Genomic DNA, 16,719 nt, shown 5'->3' on the forward strand with positions numbered 1-16,719 from the left:
CGTGAGCCTGCTTCTGGGCGAGATCGTTGCCGCGCTCGGCGGCGAGCTGCTCGGCGATGCGGAGATGGTGGTGGAGAGGCTGGCGCCGCTCGCGGCGGCTGGCCCGGCCGCCATCAGCTTCCTGAGCCACCCTCGTTATCGCAAGGAATTACTGGCCTCCCGTGCGGGCTGTGTCATCGTGGCCCCGTCCATGCGGGACGAGGCAACGGCGCGCGGAGCCTGCCTGGTCGTCGACGATCCCTACCTCTACTTTGCCCGGCTGACACAGCTGTGGAAGGCGCGGCACTCGCCCGCGCAACCACCGGGCATCCATCCCTCGGCAGTGGTCGATGCGGGTGCGCATGTCGATGCGACGGCGGTCATCGGTCCGCTGTGCGTGGTCGAACGCGGTGCGCGCATCGGGGCCGGCACCGTCCTCAAGTCGCGCGTCACCGTCAGCGAGGACTGCGTCATCGGTGATCGCTGCCTGCTCCATCCTGGCGTGGTCATCGGTGCCGATGGCTTCGGACTGGCGCCTCATGAAGGCGCCTGGGTCAAGATCGAGCAGCTGGGGGCGGTACGCATCGGCAACGACGTGGAGATCGGCGCCAACACCTGCATCGACCGGGGCGCGCTGGAGGACACGGTGCTCGAGGACGGCGTCAAGCTGGACAACCTCATCCAGATCGGCCACAACGTGCGCGTCGGTCGCAACACGGCCATGGCCGGCTGCGTGGGCGTGGCCGGGAGCGCCGACATCGGCGCGCATTGCACCATCGGCGGCGGCGCGGTGGTGCTGGGTCACCTCAAGCTGGCGGATGGCGTCCATGTCTCCGCCGCCACCGTGGTCACCCGTTCGATCCTCAAGCCGGGGCAGTACACTGGCGTGTTTCCCATTGATGACAACGCGGCCTGGGAGCGCAATGCCGCCACGCTGCGTCATCTGCACCAGTTGCGCGAGCGCCTGCGCGCGCTCGAGAAGCAAGCCGCCTCCGGCCTGACACCATGACGAACACGCTCGACATCCACCAGATCCTCAAGCTCCTGCCCCATCGCTACCCCTTCCTGCTGGTCGACCGGGTGCTGGACATGGAGAAGGGCAAGCGCATCACGGCGCTGAAGAACGTGACGATGAACGAGCCGTTCTTCAACGGCCACTTCCCGCATCGTCCGGTGATGCCCGGCGTGCTGATGCTGGAGGCCATGGCGCAGGCCGCGGCACTGCTGTCCTTCCGCTCGCTGGACATCGTGCCGGACGACAACACCGTCTATTACTTCGCCGCAATCGACGGCGCACGCTTCAAGCGTCCGGTGGAGCCGGGCGACCAGCTGACGCTCGAGGTCGAGATCGACCGCATGAAGGCGGGCATCTCCAAGTTCCGGGGCCGCGCCAAGGTGGGCGAAGAACTCGCGTGCGAGGCCGAGCTGATGTGTGCCATGCGTCGCATCGAGGCCTGAGGCATGCCCCAGATCCACCCGACCGCCATCGTCGACCCGGGCGCCGAGCTGGATGCGTCGGTCAGCGTCGGCCCCTACGCCGTGATCGGGCCCAAGGTCCGCATCGGGGCGGGCACCTCCGTCGGCCCGCACTGTGTGATTGAAGGGCGCACGACCATCGGGCGTGACAACCGGATCTTCCAATTCGCGTCGCTCGGGGCGATCCCCCAGGACAAGAAATACGCGGGCGAGGACACGGCCCTCGAGATTGGCGACCGCAACACGATCCGGGAGTTCTGTACCTTCAACCTGGGCGTGCCAGGCGCCGGTGGCGTCACGCGCGTGGGCCACGACAACTGGATCATGGCGTACAGCCACATCGCGCACGACTGCCGGGTCGGCGACCACACGACACTGTCCAACAACACCACCCTGGCCGGCCATGTGGAACTGGGCGACTGGGTGACGGTGGGCGGCCTGGTGGGCATCCACCAGTTCGTGAAGGTGGGGGCGCATGCAATGGTCGGTTTCGCGACCGCCGTTTCCCAGGACGTCCCGCCCTTCATGCTGGTCGATGGCAATCCCATGGCCGTTCGCGGCTTCAACATCGTGGGCCTGAAGCGCCGGGATTTTTCGGCAGCGCGTCTTGCGGCCATCAAGCAGATGCATCGCCTGTTGTATCGCCAGGGCCGCACGCTCGATGACGCCCGCGCCGCCATCGACGCACTCGCCGTCGACATGCCCGATGCGGCAGTCGACGTTCAGCTGATGAGCGCCTTTCTCGCGGACAGCACGCGCGGCATTGCACGCTGACATGGCGGGGACTTCCGTGTCTTCGCGCCAGTTCGCGATGGTCGCGGGCGAGGCGTCCGGCGATCTCCTGGCCAGCCTGCTCATCGACGGTCTCAAGCCCCGTTGGCCCGACGCCTCGCTGGTGGGCATCGGCGGGCCGCAGATGCTTGCCCGCGGATTCCAGAGCTGGTGGCCCCAGGAAAAGCTCGCCGTGCGTGGCTACATCGAAGTGCTGCGCCACTATGCCGAGATCGCCGGCATCCGCAGGCACTTGCGGGCCCGCTTGCTGCGCGAATGGCCACAGCTGTTCATCGGCGTCGACGCACCCGATTTCAACCTCGATCTCGAGGCCGCACTGCGCGGGCGCGGCATCCGCACCGTCCATTTCGTATGCCCCTCCATCTGGGCATGGCGGGCAGACCGCATCGAGAAGATCCGCGCCGCCGCCGACCATGTGCTGTGCATCTTCCCCTTCGAGCCCGCGCTGCTGGCGGAGCAGGGCGTCTCTGCCAGCTACGTGGGCCATCCGTTGGCGAATGTGATCCCGATGGAGGTGGACCAGCGTGCCGCCCGCCGCGCCCTGGATCTGGACGAAGACCGGCCCGTGGTCGCCCTCCTGCCCGGCAGCCGGCGTTCGGAACTGCGATATCTGGCGACACGTTTCTTTGCCGCCGCTGCGCGCATGCGGCGCAGCCGTCCGGAGCTCCAGTTCGTGGCGCCCATCATTCCCAGCCTGCGCGGGGAGGCCGAGGCCTTGCTGGCAGCCAGCGAAATGGCCGGCGCGATCAGGCTCGTCGACGGCCGCTCGCACCAGGTGCTGGCCAGCTGCGACGTGACGCTGATCGCCAGCGGTACGGCCACGCTGGAGGCGGCGCTCTTCAAGCGGCCCATGGTGATCGCCTACAACATGAACCGCGTCTCCTGGCACCTCATGCACCGGCAGCAGTTGCAGCCCTGGGTGGGACTGCCGAACATCCTGTGCAGCGATTTCGTGGTGCCGGAATTGCTGCAGGAAGCTGCCACGCCGCAGGCACTTGCGGATGCCACGCTGGCGTGGCTCGACGCGCCGGAGCGCGTTGCCGCACTGCGCCAGCGGTTTACGCAACTCCATGGTGAGTTGCTGCGTGACACCCCCACACTCTGTGCCGATGCGATCGAGAAAGTCCTCCAAGCCTGAACAGGTGCCCCTCGCGTGGGACGCCCCGGGCCTGCTGGCCGGCGTGGACGAGGCTGGGCGCGGCCCTCTGGCCGGACCGGTGGTGGCGGCGGCGGTGATCCTGGACGACCTGCACCCCATCAAGGGCCTGGCCGATTCCAAGGTGCTCACGCCGCTGCGGCGCGAGAAACTGCACGACGAGATCCTGGCCAAGGCGCTGTGCTGCTCGATCGCCACCGCCACGGTGGAGGAGATCGACACCCACAACATCCTGCAGGCGACGATGCTGGCCATGCGCCGCGCCGTGCAGGGCCTGCGCCTGCGGCCCTCCAAGGTGCTGGTCGACGGCAACCGCCTGCCGCCCCTGGATGTGCTGGCCGAAGCCATCGTCAAGGGGGACGCACGGGTGAAGGCCATTTCCGCCGCCTCGATCCTCGCCAAGGTCCATCGGGACCGGCTGTGCCTGGCGCTGCACGACGAGTTTCCGCAGTATGGCTTTGCGACCCACAAGGGCTATGGCACCCCCGAGCACCTGGCGGCGTTGCGCCAGCACGGTGCCTGCGTCCATCACCGGCGTTCGTTCTCGCCTGTGGCGCAGGCGCTGCAGGTGGCCGGCGTGCCGCCCGTGGTGGTGCAGGTGGAGAGCACCGTACGCGTGCAGATGGCCGCGTCACCGGAGCGGCTGCTGCCATGAGTGCGGGCTCGAGGGTCCCGGACGGTTCCCGCTCGCCGGCCTTGCCGGCCCGTGCGGCCGAGCCCGTGCGCATCAGCTCGCGCGACAACCCGCTTCTGAAGGATTTGCGTCGCCTGGCCCGCGATGGCGCCGCTTACCGGCGCCTGGGACGACTCTGGCTGGAGGGGGACCACCTTTGCAGTGCGGCGCTGAATCGGGGCCTTCGGCCGGCGGCTGCGGTCTTCGCGGAATCCTTCTGGGCCCACGCGCCGAAGCAACTCGCCGAGGCGGCGCCCAAGGTCTTCCTGCTGCCGGACGCGCTGCTGGCGGAGGCCAGTGGACTGGAGTCGCCCGCGCCGGTCGGCTTTCTGATGGATCTGCCTGAGCAGCGTTCCGTCCAGGCCGGACTGGCGTCGGTCGTGCTCGACCGCCTTCAGGATCCCGGCAACGTCGGCTCCATCCTGCGCAGTGCATCTGCCTTTGGATTCGGGCAGATCCTGGCACTCAAGGGTACGGTGGCGCTGTGGTCGCCGAAGGTGATGCGCGCGGGCATGGGGGCGCATTTCGCCTTGCGCCTCGTTGAAGGCCTGGAGCCCGAGGCCGTGGGCGACCTTGGCTTGCCGCTGCTGGCCACGAGCTCCCATCGGGGACTATGGCTGCACCAGGCCCCGTTGCCCTGGCCCTGCGCCTGGATGATGGGGCACGAAGGGCAGGGGGTGGGCGCGGGGCTCGATGCCCGGGCGGACCTGCACATCCGCATTGCCCAGCCGGGCGGCGAGGAGTCGCTCAACGTCGCAGCCGCCGCCGCCGTCTGCCTTCACGCCAGCGCCGCCTTGAAGCTGTCCGCGCAGTCCTGACGGGGGAACCGCCCGGGGCGTGCAACGCGCTTCCGGGCGTGCAATTTCTCACATTCGTGCGTAACTTGCTGGGCAAGCGGCGCCCGTTGGGGCAGAATTGTGAACTTTCGTGTCAAAAACATTGACCGAGTTGGCGAAAACGTCAGCCAGGATCCTGTTTGCGCTCGTTCATGCAACATCACGGTGGCAACGGTGCGGCGCCCCAGGTGCTGAATCAGCTGGTCAATGCGGTGGTAGCGGCCGTGCTGCTGGTGGCGGCGGTGTTTGCTGCCCTCGTGTTCACCTGGTCGGTCCAGCGCGTGCGTGCGGTGCACGAGATCGAAGACCAGCTGCAGGTGTATCGCCTCGCACTGAGCGCGGTCGAACAGGTGTCGGCCGAGCGCGGGCCGATGAATGCAGCCCTCGGACGCCCCGGCCAGTTCGCGCCGACGCTGGATGCGGCGCGCCGCAAGACAGACATTTCCCTCGAAGCCCTCCGACGTGCCGCGTCGGCCTGCAGTTCCTGCCAGCTGGGCCCCTACGAATTCGCGGCCATCGAGAGCGAGTTGCAACAGGCCCGCACGCAGGTGCAGGCCTTGCTGACGCAGACGCTCGCCCTGCGTGACCCGGGGCAGATGGCCCTGACCATCGAGCGCATGATCGGCGTCGTCGATCTCGAGTTCCGACTGATCGACCAACTCGGCCAGAACCTCCAGCGGCTCGCGCCGGAGATTGCCGCCCCAGTCACCCGGGCCCGGCTGGCCGCCCGCCTGAGGGAGAACGCAGGGCGCCTGGGCTCCCGGTTGACCGTGGCCCTGGCCACCCAGCGCGAGCTGTCCGCCCCTGAGCGGCAGGGCGTGGCCGAGCTGCTGGGACGGATCCGCCAGCTCAGCGAACTGCTGCAGGCATCGATACCTGCCGCGCAGGGCCAGGGTGAAGAAGCCCGGGCCTTCGGGCGCGTGGCCGACATCTACTTCGGCCAGGGCATGACCTATTTCGACGCGACGCTCGAGCGCATGGCCCAGCATCGCGGTCCGACGCCTGCCGAGTTCGCGGAGGCCTATGTCCCCACCATGGCGCCGATCGTGGCGCTGCGGGATCTGGAGACCCGGCTGGCGCAGAGCCATCTCTCGGGTCTGCACGATCGCGCCTGGTGGGTGCTGGTGGGCGTGGTGGTCGCTACGCTGTCGCTGACGATGCTGCTGGCCGTGGGTCTCGTGATGCTCAACCGCCGGCTGCTCTCACCCCTGCTCGACACCGTGCACCGGTTGATCGGCCTGACCCAGGAAGACACCACGTTCACACCGCTGGCGCCGGCGCAGCGGCGCGGCGGGTATGCGCGCGAGCTGCGGACCATCTTTGCCGCTCTGCGCCACCTGGAGGAACTGCTGCAGCGCTCGATCCATGTGCGGCGGGAGCGCGATGCGCTGATCGCCCGCCTGCATGTGCTCGCCGGGACGGATCATCTGACCGGCCTGCCCAACCGCCGCACCTTCGAACAGCGGCTTCTGCAGGCGGGGGCGGAAAGCGGCGGCCAGATGCTGGCGCTGATCATGTTCGACATCGACCACTTCAAGCAGATCAATGACCAGCATGGGCACGAGGTGGGGGACCAGTTGCTGCGACAACTGGCGGACCGGCTGCGGTCGACCCTGCACCGTCCCGACCAGACCGCACGCATCGGGGGCGAGGAGTTCGTGGTGTTCCAGGCGGTGGCCCGCCCGGCCGAGGCCATGGCGTTGGCGGAACACCTGCGCAGCGCCCTGGGACGACCGTTCTCGATCCCCGACCACGGCACCATGGCCGTGACGGCCAGCTTCGGCGTGGCGCTCACGCGCCAGAACGCGAGGCTGCACACCCATGAATTGCTGCGCCGCGCCGACCAAGCCCTCTACCGGGCCAAGCGGGCTGGGCGCAACCGTTGCGAGATGGCGGACTTCGATGTCTCGGCATACACCAGCCGGCTGGAGGGTGAGACGGCGAGGCTACAATAGGCGGCTTTTCGCAAACCGCGTCGCCCGATTCTTTTCTTCGCCAGAAAATTCCCTAGCACCGTTCGCAGCCAGCGCGGCCACGAACCTTGGGCGACCGTCTTATCCGGAGAACCCAGTGCTTTTGTCCCTCCAAGGGTCTTTTTCGCCCGCCATCCTGGCGCTCGCTGACGGCACGGTCTTTCTCGGCAAGTCGATCGGTGCCGCCGGCACCACAGTCGGCGAGGTGGTGTTCAACACCGCCATCACCGGCTACCAGGAAATCCTCACCGACCCCAGTTACTGCCAGCAGATCGTCACCCTGACGTATCCGCACATCGGCAACTACGGCGTCAATGAGGAAGACATCGAAGCCGACAAGATCCAGGCCGCCGGGCTCATCATCAAGGACCTGCCGCTGCTGGCGTCCAATTTCCGCAAGACGCGCAGCCTGAGCGAGTACCTCGCCGCCAACGGCACCGTCGCCATCGCCGGCATCGACACCCGCCGCCTGACCCGCCACCTGCGCACCCATGGCGCGCAGAACGGCACCATCGTCGGCCTGGCCGCTGGCGAGACGCCCACGCAGGAACGTATCGACGCCGCCATCGCCGCCGCCAAGGCCGCGCCTTCCATGGCCGGCTTGGACCTGGCCAAGGTGGTCTCCACCCGCCAGACCTACGAATGGACACAGACGGAGTGGAAGCTGGGCGCTGGCTACGGCGTGCAGATCACGCCGCGTTTCCATGTCGTGGCCTTCGACTTCGGCGTCAAGAAGAACATCCTGCGCATGCTGGCGCAGCGCGGCGCCCGCATCACGGTGGTGCCGGCGCAGACGCCTGCGGCCGACGTGCTCAAGCTCAAGCCCGATGGCGTCTTCCTGGCCAACGGCCCCGGCGATCCGGAGCCCTGCGACTACGCCATCGCCGCGGCCCGCGAGTTGATCGAGACCGGCATCCCCACCTTCGGCATCTGCCTGGGCCACCAGATCATGGCCCTGGCCTCGGGCGCCAAGACCTTCAAGATGAAGTTCGGCCACCACGGCGGCAACCATCCGGTCAAGGACCTGGACACGGGCCGGGTCTCCATCACCAGCCAGAACCACGGCTTCGCCGTGGACGAGAAGACGCTGCCCGCCAACCTGCGTGCGACGCACATCAGCCTGTTCGACAACACGCTGCAGGGCCTGGCCCGTACCGACAAGCCGGCCTTCTGCTTCCAGGGCCACCCCGAGGCATCGCCCGGCCCGCACGACATCGGCTACCTCTTCGACCGCTTCACGGCCCTCATCGAAAAACACAAGGCGGAGGCGGTGAATGCCTAAGCGCACAGACATCAAGAGCATCCTCATCATCGGCGCCGGCCCGATCGTCATCGGCCAGGCCTGCGAGTTCGACTACTCCGGCGTGCAGGCCTGCAAGGCGCTGCGCGAGGAGGGCTACAAGGTCATCCTGATCAACAGCAACCCGGCGACGATCATGACCGACCCGGCCACGGCCGACGTCACCTACATCGAGCCCATCACCTGGCCCACGGTCGAGAAGATCATCGCCAAGGAGCGGCCCGACGCCATCCTGCCCACCATGGGCGGCCAGACGGCGCTCAATTGCGCGTTGGACCTGTGGCGCAACGGCGTGCTCGACAAGTACAAGGTCGAGCTGATCGGCGCCACGCCCGAGGCCATCGACAAGGCCGAGGACCGCCTGAAGTTCAAGGACGCGATGACCAAGATCGGCCTGGGCTCGGCGCGCTCCGGCATCGCCCATTCGATGGACGAAGCCTGGGCGGTGCAGAAGAGCGTCGGCTTCCCGACCGTGATCCGCCCCAGCTTCACGCTGGGCGGCACCGGCGGCGGCATCGCCTACAACCCGGAAGAGTTCGAGACCATCTGCAAGCGCGGCCTGGAAGCCTCGCCCACCAACGAGCTGCTGATCGAAGAGTCGCTGCTCGGCTGGAAGGAGTACGAGATGGAAGTGGTCCGCGACAAGGCGGACAACTGCATCATCGTGTGCTCCATCGAGAACCTGGATCCGATGGGCGTGCACACCGGCGACTCCATCACCGTCGCGCCGGCCCAGACGCTGACCGACAAGGAATACCAGATCATGCGCAACGCCAGCCTGGCGGTGCTGCGCGAGATCGGCGTCGACACCGGCGGCTCCAACGTGCAGTTCTCGGTCAATCCGAAGGACGGCCGGATGATCGTCATCGAGATGAACCCGCGCGTGTCGCGCTCGTCGGCGCTGGCCTCCAAGGCCACCGGCTTCCCGATCGCCAAGGTCGCGGCCAAGCTGGCTGTGGGCTACACGCTCGATGAACTGCGCAACGAGATCACGGGCGGCGCCACGCCGGCGTCCTTCGAGCCCAGCATCGACTACGTGGTCACCAAGATCCCGCGCTTTGCGTTCGAGAAGTTCCCGCAGGCCGATTCGCGCCTGACCACGCAGATGAAGTCCGTGGGCGAGGTGATGGCCATGGGCCGCACCTTCCAGGAGTCCTTCCAGAAGGCGCTGCGCGGCCTGGAAGTGGGCGTGGACGGCATGAACGAGAAGACCCAGGACCGCGAAGTGCTCGAGAAGGAACTGGGCGAGCCCGGCCCCGAGCGCATCTGGTACGTGGGCGATGCCTTCGCCCAGGGCCTGAGCGTGGACGAGGTATTCGACCTCACCAAGATCGACCGCTGGTTCCTGGTGCAGATCGAGGAGATCGTGAAGATCGAGCTCGAGCTGGAGACCAAGACGCTTGACGACATCGATGCCGACACGTTGCGCGTGCTCAAGCAGAAGGGCTTCTCGGATCGCCGCCTGGCGCGCCAGCTCAAGACCACCGACAAGGCCATCCGCGACAAGCGCCGCGCCCTCGGCATCCGCCCGGTCTATAAGCGCGTGGACACCTGCGCGGCCGAGTTCGCCACCGACACGGCCTACATGTACTCCACCTACGACGAGGAGTGCGAGGCCGAGCCGACGACCAACAAGAAGATCATGGTGCTCGGCGGCGGGCCCAACCGCATCGGCCAGGGCATCGAGTTCGACTACTGCTGCGTGCATGCGGCGTTGGCGATGCGCGAGGACGGGTACGAGACCATCATGGTCAACTGCAACCCCGAGACCGTGTCGACCGACTACGACACCTCCGACCGCCTGTACTTCGAGCCGCTGACGCTGGAAGACGTGCTGGAGATCGTCGACAAGGAAAAGCCCACCGGCGTGATCGTGCAGTACGGCGGCCAGACGCCGCTCAAGCTAGCGCTCGACCTGGAGGCCAACGGCGTGCCGATCATCGGCACCACGCCCGACATGATCGACGCCGCGGAAGACCGCGAGCGCTTCTCGGCGCTGCTGCGCGAACTGAATCTCAAGCAGCCGCCCAACGCCACCGCCCGCACCGAGGCCGAGGCGCTGGAAAAGGCCTCGTCGCTGGGCTATCCGCTGGTGGTGCGTCCGAGCTACGTGCTGGGTGGCCGCGCCATGGAGATCGTGCATGAGCAGCGCGACCTGGAGCGCTACATGCGCGAAGCCGTCAAGGTGAGCAACGACTCGCCGGTGCTGCTGGACCGCTTCCTGAACGACGCGGTGGAATGCGACGTGGACTGCATCCGCGATGCCGAGGGCGCCACGCTCATCGGCGGCGTGATGGAGCACATCGAGCAGGCCGGCGTGCACTCGGGCGACTCCGCCTGTTCGCTGCCGCCCTACAGCCTCAAGGCCGAGACCATCGCCGAACTCAAGCGCCAGAGCGCCGCCATGGCCAAGGCGCTGAACGTGGTCGGCCTGATGAACGTGCAGTTCGCCATCCAGGAAAAAGATGGCCAGGACGTGATCTACGTGCTGGAAGTGAACCCGCGCGCCTCGCGCACGGTGCCTTATGTGAGCAAGGCCACGGGCATCCAGCTGGCCAAGGTCGCGGCGCGCTGCATGGCCGGCCAGTCGCTCGCCAGCCAGGGCGTCACCAAGGAAGTCACGCCGCCGTACTTCAGCGTCAAGGAAGCGGTGTTCCCCTTCGTCAAGTTCCCGGGCGTCGATCCGATCCTCGGGCCGGAGATGAAGTCCACCGGCGAGGTGATGGGCGTGGGCAAGACCTTCGGCGAAGCCTTCGTCAAGAGCCAGCTGGGCGCCGGCACCATCCTGCCGAAGTCGGGCAAGGTCTTCATCTCTGTGAAGAACAACGACAAGGCCCGTGCGGTGGAATGCGCCCGCGGCTTGGCCAAGCTGGGCTTCGAGCTGATTGCCACCAAGGGCACGGCCGCGGCCATCCAGGCGGCGGGCCTCAACTGCGCGGTGGTCAACAAGGTGACCGAGGGGCGTCCGCACATCGTGGACATGATCAAGAACAACGAGATCGCCCTGGTCATCAACACGGTGGAAGAGCGCCGCAACGCCATCGCCGATTCCCGCCTGATCCGCACCTCGGCGCTGCTGGCCCGTGTGACCACCATCACGACGATCTTCGGCGCCGAAGCGGCTGTCGAGGGCATGCAGCACCTGCAGGACCTGGGCGTGATCTCGGTGCAGGAGATGCACGCGGAGCTGGCAGGCGCCTGAGCGCCGCGGCGAGCGAGTCCCTGGGGCTCGCCCGCTTGCATGGCACGGGCGGCTCGCTAGAGTGCGCGCATGCCGCCCGCACCGCCTGCCATCGCCGAGCACCGACGCCTCTGGAGCACGGAGGCCGTCGGATGCAACGAGCGGCTGGACTACTGGGTCGGTGCGATCTGCGAGGCCTTCCTCGAGATGGACTGCAGCTCGCGCGAGGCCGAGGCCTTCGGCGGCCAACTCGCAAGCCGTGGCGTCGAGGAAATCTCGGTCAACCAGGTCATCGCATCCACGCAGGATGTCTACAGAACGCCGGCCGGCATTGCCCGCAGCCGGCGTTCCCATTTCTACCTGATCGGCCAGGCCGACCGGCCCTGGCACGTGCGGCAGGGCGGCCAGGTGGCGCACCTTCGAGCCGGCGATGCGGCACTGGTCGATGCCGCGGTGCCGTACGAGCTGCACTTTCCGCAGGGCGTGCATTGCGTGTCGGTGCAGCTTCCACGGGCCTGGGTTGCGCAATGGTTGAGCGGGCCGGAGGCGCATGGTCCCCGCGTGGCGTGGCACGACCAGGGCTGGGGCCGCAGCCTGGGGGCACTGCTGGTGCAGCTCGCGCGCGATCCGGATACCGCGGCCGCCATGCCCGCGCCCATGTTCGCGCAGCACCTGGGCGCACTGATGGGCGCAGCCTTCGAGCCGCCGCGGGCGGAGGAGGGCGCGTGCGTCAGCCTGCACGGCCGGCTGCTGACCCTGATGCGCGCGCAACTCGACCGGCCGGGCCTGCGCGCCGAGATGCTGGCCCACGAGGCCGGCGTCTCGCTGCGGACGCTGCACCGCGCCTTTTGCGCGGCGGGCGGTACCTTCGCTGGCACGCTCCGGTCCCTGCGCATCGAGCGAGCGCAGGCGCTGTTGATGCAGCCCCGGCTTGCCCATCTGGGGGTCGGCGAAATCGGCCGGCGCTGCGGCTTCGCCGATGCGTCGCACTTCGTGCGTGAGTTCCAGCGGAGCGCGGGGTCTACGCCGGCCGCATGGCGTCGCAAGCGCTGAGCGCAAAGCTGTCTCGCCGCGTGGTTGCGGCTGGTTCGGGCCACGCCGGTGCGCCTGGCCGCAACGGTTGTTCTGTGCGGATATCGCCGTGGCACGTGGCGTCCATGGGGATGGCCCGGAGAGGCCATTGCGTGGGCGACCGGCCCATTAAGGTCTGCCATGGGCCGGCCACCGCCTTTTCCTGGGGTCGGCTGCCTTGATCATCGAATGGAGCAACCCCATGGCAGACACCTACGTTCTCGTGCATGGCGCCTGGCACACTGGCGCCGAGATGGAAGCGACTGCGCGATTCCTTCGTGAGCGCGGCCACGTCGTCCACTGTCCCACGTTGGCCGGCAATCGTCCGGGCGACGACCGATCCGTCATCGGCCTGGCCGATGCCGTCGACTCCCTGGCGGCCTTCATCGAGCAGCAGGATCTGAAGGACGTCCGGCTGGTGGGCCACAGCTACGGCGGCATGGTCATCAGCCACATGCCGCACCGGCTTCCGGGGCGCATCCGCCGCCTCGTCTACTGGAACGCCTTCGTCCCGCTGGATGGGCAATGCCTCAACGACATGGTGCCGCCACACTACCGAGAGCTCTTCGACGGCGTGGCGGCGGCCAATGGTCAGGCGGTGATGCTGCCTTTTCCGATCTGGCGCGAATCCTTCATCAACGACGCCGATGAGGCCATGGCGCGCAGCACCTATGCGCTGCTCAATCCGCACCCCTACCGCACGTTCACCGAACCGGCCGTCCTGCCGCAGCCGCTGGCTGCACTGGAGGTGGGCAAGAGCTACGTCAATGCCCAGCAGGACACCGCGCTGCCGCACAGCCTGCCTTGGCATCCGTCTGTCCGAGCGGCTGGGGCTGTTCCGGCTGGTGGAGTGCGCGGGCAGCCATGAGCTGTGCTTTTCAAACCCGTCGCTGCTGGGCGCGAAGATCGAGGAGGCAGGCCGCGACTGATGTCACAGGAGCGCCTGCCTCGTCCGTGCGGGTTTTGACCCGGCCGCAACAGCCGGCATAATCGAATGACCGACACCGCCCGGCTCCGGCCCGGCGGTGTCGTTCTTTTTTGCCGCCGGCCCATGCCGCTGTGCGCGTCGCGCATCGGTGGGGCAGCCCCTCCTTGGGATGGGCCGCCCGGGCTTCTTTGACAGACCAGAACGACGACGGACATGGCCACCATTCCCATCACCAAGCGTGGCGCAGAAAAGCTGCGCGAAGAACTCCATCGCCTGAAGACGGTGGAGCGTCCCTCCGTGATCAACGCCATCGCCGAGGCGCGCGCTCAGGGCGACCTGAGCGAGAACGCCGACTACGACGCCGCCAAGGACCGCCAGGGCTTCATCGAAGGCCGTATCCAGGAGATCGAAGGCAAGCTGTCGGCCGCGCAGGTCATCGACCCTTCCGAGATCGACGGCGGCGGCAAGGTCGTCTTCGGCGCGACGGTCGAGCTGGAGGAAGAGTCCACCGGCGACACCGTCAAGTACCAGATCGTCGGCGAGGACGAGGCCGACCTGAAGCAGGGCCTGATCAACATTTCCAGCCCCATCGCCCGTGCCCTGATCGGCAAGGAAGAAGGCGACGTGGCCGAGGTGCAGGCGCCTGGTGGCGTCAAGCGCTACGAGATCGTCGGCGTCAGCTACGCCTGAGCACATGGCCTGGAAACCGCGGGTGGCCTTGATGGCCGCCGGGCTCTGGTGGGGCAGTCTCACGGCCATCGGCTTCGTCGCTGTGCCGCTGCTGTTCATGCACCTGCCCACGCCCGCGCTCGCCGGGGCGACCGCGGCCAAGCTGTTCTCCGCCCAGACCTGGATCACCGTGGGCTGCGTGCTCCTCATGCTGGTGGCGATGGGCCGCCGGGACGAGGGCGAGCCGGAGACGCCCCCGGGCGCGGTGATGCTGATGCTCGGCGGCTTGTTGCTGGCCCTGCTGGTGGAGTACGCCGTCGCGCCGCGGATCGTCGCGCGCGAGAACCTTCGCCTGTGGCACGGCGTGGGAACGGCCATGTACGCGGCGCAATGGCTGTGTGCGGGTGCAACCCTGTGGCGTAGAGCCTAGCGAAGGCGCGTCCCGCCACTTGGTGGCACCATGGCCGGTCATAACAACATCAAGAATGACCATGGACTCCCAGATCATCGAGATCACTGCCTCGTCCGTGGGGCAGTTGCAAGAAAACCCGGCATGGACCGCCGCGCTCGAGTCCGGCAAGGTGCTGTACTTTCCGCACCTCGGCTTTGGCCTGAGCGCTGAGGAGCAGGCGCTGCTGCGCCCCGAGATGCGCGATCCGAAGTCGCGCAACATCAGCCTCGATGCCGACGGCCGACTCAAAGGCCTGGCGGGCGAGGGCGCCGTCCAGGCCGCCGTCACCGACTGGATGGGCCGGTTCCGGGCGCAGTCGCAGGAGTTGATCGCGCGGCTGCTGCCTGGGTACCAGCACAAGCTGCGGCTGGCTCCCACGAGCCTGCGCCCTTCGGAGGTGGAGAGCCGCGAGCAATCCTGGCGCGCCGACGACCGCCGGCTGCATGTGGATGCCTTCCCCTCGCGGCCCAACCGGGGCGAGCGCATCCTGCGCGTGTTCACCAACATCCACCCCTCGGGCGGCGAGCGCGTCTGGCGCGTGGGCGAGCCCTTCGAGACCGTCGCCCGCACCTTCCTGCCGCGCGCCAAGCCCTATGCGCTCTGGCAGGCCAAGGCGCTGGCGGCGCTGCATGTGACCAAGTCGCTGCGCAGCGAGTACGACCACCTCATGCTCCAGTTGCACGACGGTATGAAGCGAGACCTGGACTACCAGCGCAACTCGCCGCAGCAGACCGTCCACTTCCCGGCAGGCTCGACCTGGGTCTGCTTCTCGGATCAGACCTCGCATGCCGCGATGTCGGGCCAGTACATGATGGAGCAGACCCTGTTCCTGCGCGCCGGCGGCGAGTACGACCATGCGGCAAGCCCGCTGGGCATCCTCACGCGCCTCACAGGGCGGTCGTTGGTCGGTGCAGACGCGGCGGGCTGAACGAGGCCCGCGCAGTCGCTGCTATTCGTGCCAGTGCTCGTCGACCCAGACGGCGGGCTCGATATGCCGGAAGCGCCGGTTGCGTCGGCCCGCGAGCGCGTCCGGTGGGTTGCATTCCCCGTGGAAGATGACGATGCGCGCACCGGGCGGCACCACGGGCGCCTTCCACAGGTTGGTGGGCCAGGGCGGGATGCTGTGGTACTTGAAGCTCGGGCACCACTCGGCCGGCCAGTAGCTCAGCTTGCCCTGGCGATGCATGAAGGCAGACAGGTAGGCCTGTTCGTTGCGGTACTGCCGCGGCACCTCGTCCATGTGGGCGCGGAAGTACGCCAGCACGTCCGCATGGGCACCCAGTTCGAAGCGATAGACCGAGGAATTACCCGTCACCCGTTCGCCGAATCGCCAGAAGCGCGGGTAGTCGTGGATGATGAGGAATTCACCGGGTTGCTCGAAGAAGGCATCCAGGCCACCGACGATCACCACGTCCAGGTCGACGAACAGTGCCGTGCCGCGCAGGCGGTGCAGGTCCGCCTCGAAGGTGGTGAGCTTGCGCCAAGCGCGGTCCGGCTGGCCCGGCTTGAGCTCCATCGCCAGTTGCGGGATGGGCAGGCAGCGCACCTCGGGGCGGATGCCCCGGTCGTCGTCCGTGAGGCAGACGAAGCTGAAGTCGCCGGTCATGTGCCGGCGGACCATTGCATAAAGCCGGTTGACGTAGTGGGGGCCGTACTTGGTGCCCCACTTCATGCACAGGATGTGCCGCTGCCTCTCCGCCGACGCGCCATCGGCAGCGCCGGCGGCTGAAATCGCGCTCACGCGTCAGTCCTGCCGCTTCTTGATGGATTTCTGCTTGGGCTTGGCGCGCTTGACCAGTCCGCCGGGCGTGAGGCGCTGGTTGCCCAGCACGCGCAGCATCTTGACCTCCGGCCGCTGGCCGCCACGCTTGCTGTATTTGAGGATCTTGACGTCGCGCGGGCCGGGCATGCGGTCTTCGTCTTCCTCGCGGGTCTTGGTCGGCTTGGGACGCCACAGCACGAGCAACTTGCCGATGTGCTGGATGGGCGCGGCGTCCAGGGCATCGGCCAGTTCGCCCAGCATGGCGTCGCGGGCGAGGCGGTCGTCGGAGAAGACGCGGATCTTGATGAGGCCGTGCGCCTTGAGGGCCGCGTCGGCTTCCTTCTTGACAGCGTCGGTGAGCCCGTCGCTGCCGATCATGACGATCGGGTCGAGGTGGTGGGCGTCCGCACGATGCGCCTTGCGCTGTGCGGGAGTCAGTTGAATGGCGGGCATCCCCGTATTATCGAGCCCG

Annotated in this window: 15 protein-coding genes and 1 pseudogene; 14 read left to right on the forward strand and 2 right to left on the reverse strand. The window is 67.7% G+C overall.

The window, feature by feature from the left end; all coding sequences use genetic code 11:
- The first annotated feature begins 1 nt into the window (after position 1).
- The 14 genes and pseudogenes from lpxD (at position 2) to L0984_RS13610 (ending at position 15,413) form a co-directional block, all read left to right on the forward strand.
- Complete coding sequence (lpxD, locus tag L0984_RS13545; protein WP_234194151.1) at positions 2 to 988, forward strand: UDP-3-O-(3-hydroxymyristoyl)glucosamine N-acyltransferase; 987 nt, start codon at positions 2 to 4, stop codon at positions 986 to 988.
- Positions 985 to 1,437 (forward strand): 3-hydroxyacyl-ACP dehydratase FabZ, encoded by a 453-nt coding sequence (fabZ, locus tag L0984_RS13550; protein ID WP_017761652.1) that lies wholly within the window; start codon positions 985 to 987, stop codon positions 1,435 to 1,437. Before lpxD ends, fabZ begins: the two co-directional genes overlap by 4 nt.
- 3 nt (positions 1,438 to 1,440) lie before the next feature.
- Positions 1,441 to 2,229 (forward strand): acyl-ACP--UDP-N-acetylglucosamine O-acyltransferase, encoded by a 789-nt coding sequence (gene lpxA / locus L0984_RS13555; protein ID WP_234194155.1) that lies wholly within the window; start codon positions 1,441 to 1,443, stop codon positions 2,227 to 2,229.
- 1 nt (position 2,230) lies between these two features.
- On the forward strand, positions 2,231 to 3,385 hold the full coding sequence (lpxB, locus tag L0984_RS13560) for a lipid-A-disaccharide synthase (RefSeq protein WP_370645966.1): 1,155 nt from the start codon (positions 2,231 to 2,233) through the stop codon (positions 3,383 to 3,385).
- Complete coding sequence (rnhB, locus tag L0984_RS13565; RefSeq protein ID WP_234194157.1) at positions 3,357 to 4,058, forward strand: ribonuclease HII; 702 nt, start codon at positions 3,357 to 3,359, stop codon at positions 4,056 to 4,058. Before lpxB ends, rnhB begins: the two co-directional genes overlap by 29 nt.
- Entirely contained in the window at positions 4,055 to 4,894 is an 840-nt protein-coding gene (locus tag L0984_RS13570; RefSeq protein WP_234194159.1) for a TrmH family RNA methyltransferase, read from the forward strand. Before rnhB ends, L0984_RS13570 begins: the two co-directional genes overlap by 4 nt.
- 170 nt (positions 4,895 to 5,064) lie before the next feature.
- Positions 5,065 to 6,867, forward strand: coding sequence for a GGDEF domain-containing protein (locus L0984_RS13575; protein ID WP_234194160.1), 1,803 nt, complete (start codon positions 5,065 to 5,067; stop codon positions 6,865 to 6,867).
- 115 nt (positions 6,868 to 6,982) lie between these two features.
- The gene (gene carA, locus L0984_RS13580) at positions 6,983 to 8,167 is read left to right on the forward strand and encodes a glutamine-hydrolyzing carbamoyl-phosphate synthase small subunit (protein ID WP_234194162.1); all 1,185 of its coding nucleotides are present in this window, start codon (positions 6,983 to 6,985) and stop codon (positions 8,165 to 8,167) included.
- Positions 8,160 to 11,387 carry a carbamoyl-phosphate synthase large subunit gene (gene carB / locus L0984_RS13585; RefSeq protein WP_234194164.1) on the forward strand — a complete coding sequence of 1,076 codons (3,228 nt, stop codon included), beginning with the start codon at positions 8,160 to 8,162 and terminating at the stop codon, positions 11,385 to 11,387. The genes carA and carB overlap by 8 nt, the downstream gene beginning before the upstream one ends.
- Positions 11,388 to 11,456: 69 nt before the next feature.
- Positions 11,457 to 12,419 (forward strand): helix-turn-helix domain-containing protein, encoded by a 963-nt coding sequence (locus tag L0984_RS13590; protein WP_234194166.1) that lies wholly within the window; start codon positions 11,457 to 11,459, stop codon positions 12,417 to 12,419.
- Positions 12,420 to 12,639: 220 nt separating this feature from the next.
- Positions 12,640 to 13,366 (forward strand): annotated as a pseudogene (locus L0984_RS13595) (alpha/beta fold hydrolase).
- 212 nt (positions 13,367 to 13,578) lie between these two features.
- Positions 13,579 to 14,055 carry a transcription elongation factor GreA gene (greA, locus tag L0984_RS13600; protein WP_017757706.1) on the forward strand — a complete coding sequence of 159 codons (477 nt, stop codon included), beginning with the start codon at positions 13,579 to 13,581 and terminating at the stop codon, positions 14,053 to 14,055.
- Positions 14,056 to 14,059: 4 nt separating this feature from the next.
- Positions 14,060 to 14,464 (forward strand): DUF4149 domain-containing protein, encoded by a 405-nt coding sequence (locus tag L0984_RS13605; protein ID WP_234194167.1) that lies wholly within the window; start codon positions 14,060 to 14,062, stop codon positions 14,462 to 14,464.
- A 61-nt stretch (positions 14,465 to 14,525) separates the two neighbouring features.
- On the forward strand, positions 14,526 to 15,413 hold the full coding sequence (locus tag L0984_RS13610; protein WP_234194168.1) for a Kdo hydroxylase family protein: 888 nt from the start codon (positions 14,526 to 14,528) through the stop codon (positions 15,411 to 15,413).
- Positions 15,414 to 15,434: 21 nt separating this feature from the next.
- Here L0984_RS13610 and L0984_RS13615 read toward each other — a convergent pair whose 3' ends face one another.
- Positions 15,435 to 16,157 (reverse strand): glycosyltransferase, encoded by a 723-nt coding sequence (locus tag L0984_RS13615; protein WP_234194401.1) that lies wholly within the window; start codon positions 16,155 to 16,157, stop codon positions 15,435 to 15,437.
- A gap of 72 nt (positions 16,158 to 16,229) precedes the next feature.
- Positions 16,230 to 16,700: a YhbY family RNA-binding protein gene (locus L0984_RS13620; protein ID WP_234194169.1), complete on the reverse strand. Its 471-nt coding sequence runs from the start codon at positions 16,698 to 16,700 to the stop codon at positions 16,230 to 16,232.
- Positions 16,701 to 16,719 lie beyond the last annotated feature (19 nt).

It is taken from the genome of Pseudacidovorax sp. NFM-22 (assembly GCF_021401245.1).
Classification (GTDB): domain Bacteria; phylum Pseudomonadota; class Gammaproteobacteria; order Burkholderiales; family Burkholderiaceae_C; genus Xenophilus.

Coding starts and splice junctions, on each gene's coding strand:
- L0984_RS13615 (WP_234194401.1), bottom strand. CDS start 16,157: ATGAAGTGGGGCACCAAGTACGGCCCCCACTACGTCAACCGGCTTTAT.
- L0984_RS13610 (WP_234194168.1), top strand. CDS start 14,526: ATGGACTCCCAGATCATCGAGATCACTGCCTCGTCCGTGGGGCAGTTG.
- carB (WP_234194164.1), top strand. CDS start 8,160: ATGCCTAAGCGCACAGACATCAAGAGCATCCTCATCATCGGCGCCGGC.
- lpxA (WP_234194155.1), top strand. CDS start 1,441: ATGCCCCAGATCCACCCGACCGCCATCGTCGACCCGGGCGCCGAGCTG.
- L0984_RS13590 (WP_234194166.1), top strand. CDS start 11,457: ATGCCGCCCGCACCGCCTGCCATCGCCGAGCACCGACGCCTCTGGAGC.
- L0984_RS13575 (WP_234194160.1), top strand. CDS start 5,065: ATGCAACATCACGGTGGCAACGGTGCGGCGCCCCAGGTGCTGAATCAG.
- L0984_RS13570 (WP_234194159.1), top strand. CDS start 4,055: ATGAGTGCGGGCTCGAGGGTCCCGGACGGTTCCCGCTCGCCGGCCTTG.
- greA (WP_017757706.1), top strand. CDS start 13,579: ATGGCCACCATTCCCATCACCAAGCGTGGCGCAGAAAAGCTGCGCGAA.
- lpxB (WP_370645966.1), top strand. CDS start 2,231: ATGGCGGGGACTTCCGTGTCTTCGCGCCAGTTCGCGATGGTCGCGGGC.
- fabZ (WP_017761652.1), top strand. CDS start 985: ATGACGAACACGCTCGACATCCACCAGATCCTCAAGCTCCTGCCCCAT.
- L0984_RS13620 (WP_234194169.1), bottom strand. CDS start 16,700: ATGCCCGCCATTCAACTGACTCCCGCACAGCGCAAGGCGCATCGTGCG.
- L0984_RS13605 (WP_234194167.1), top strand. CDS start 14,060: ATGGCCTGGAAACCGCGGGTGGCCTTGATGGCCGCCGGGCTCTGGTGG.
- rnhB (WP_234194157.1), top strand. CDS start 3,357: ATGCGATCGAGAAAGTCCTCCAAGCCTGAACAGGTGCCCCTCGCGTGG.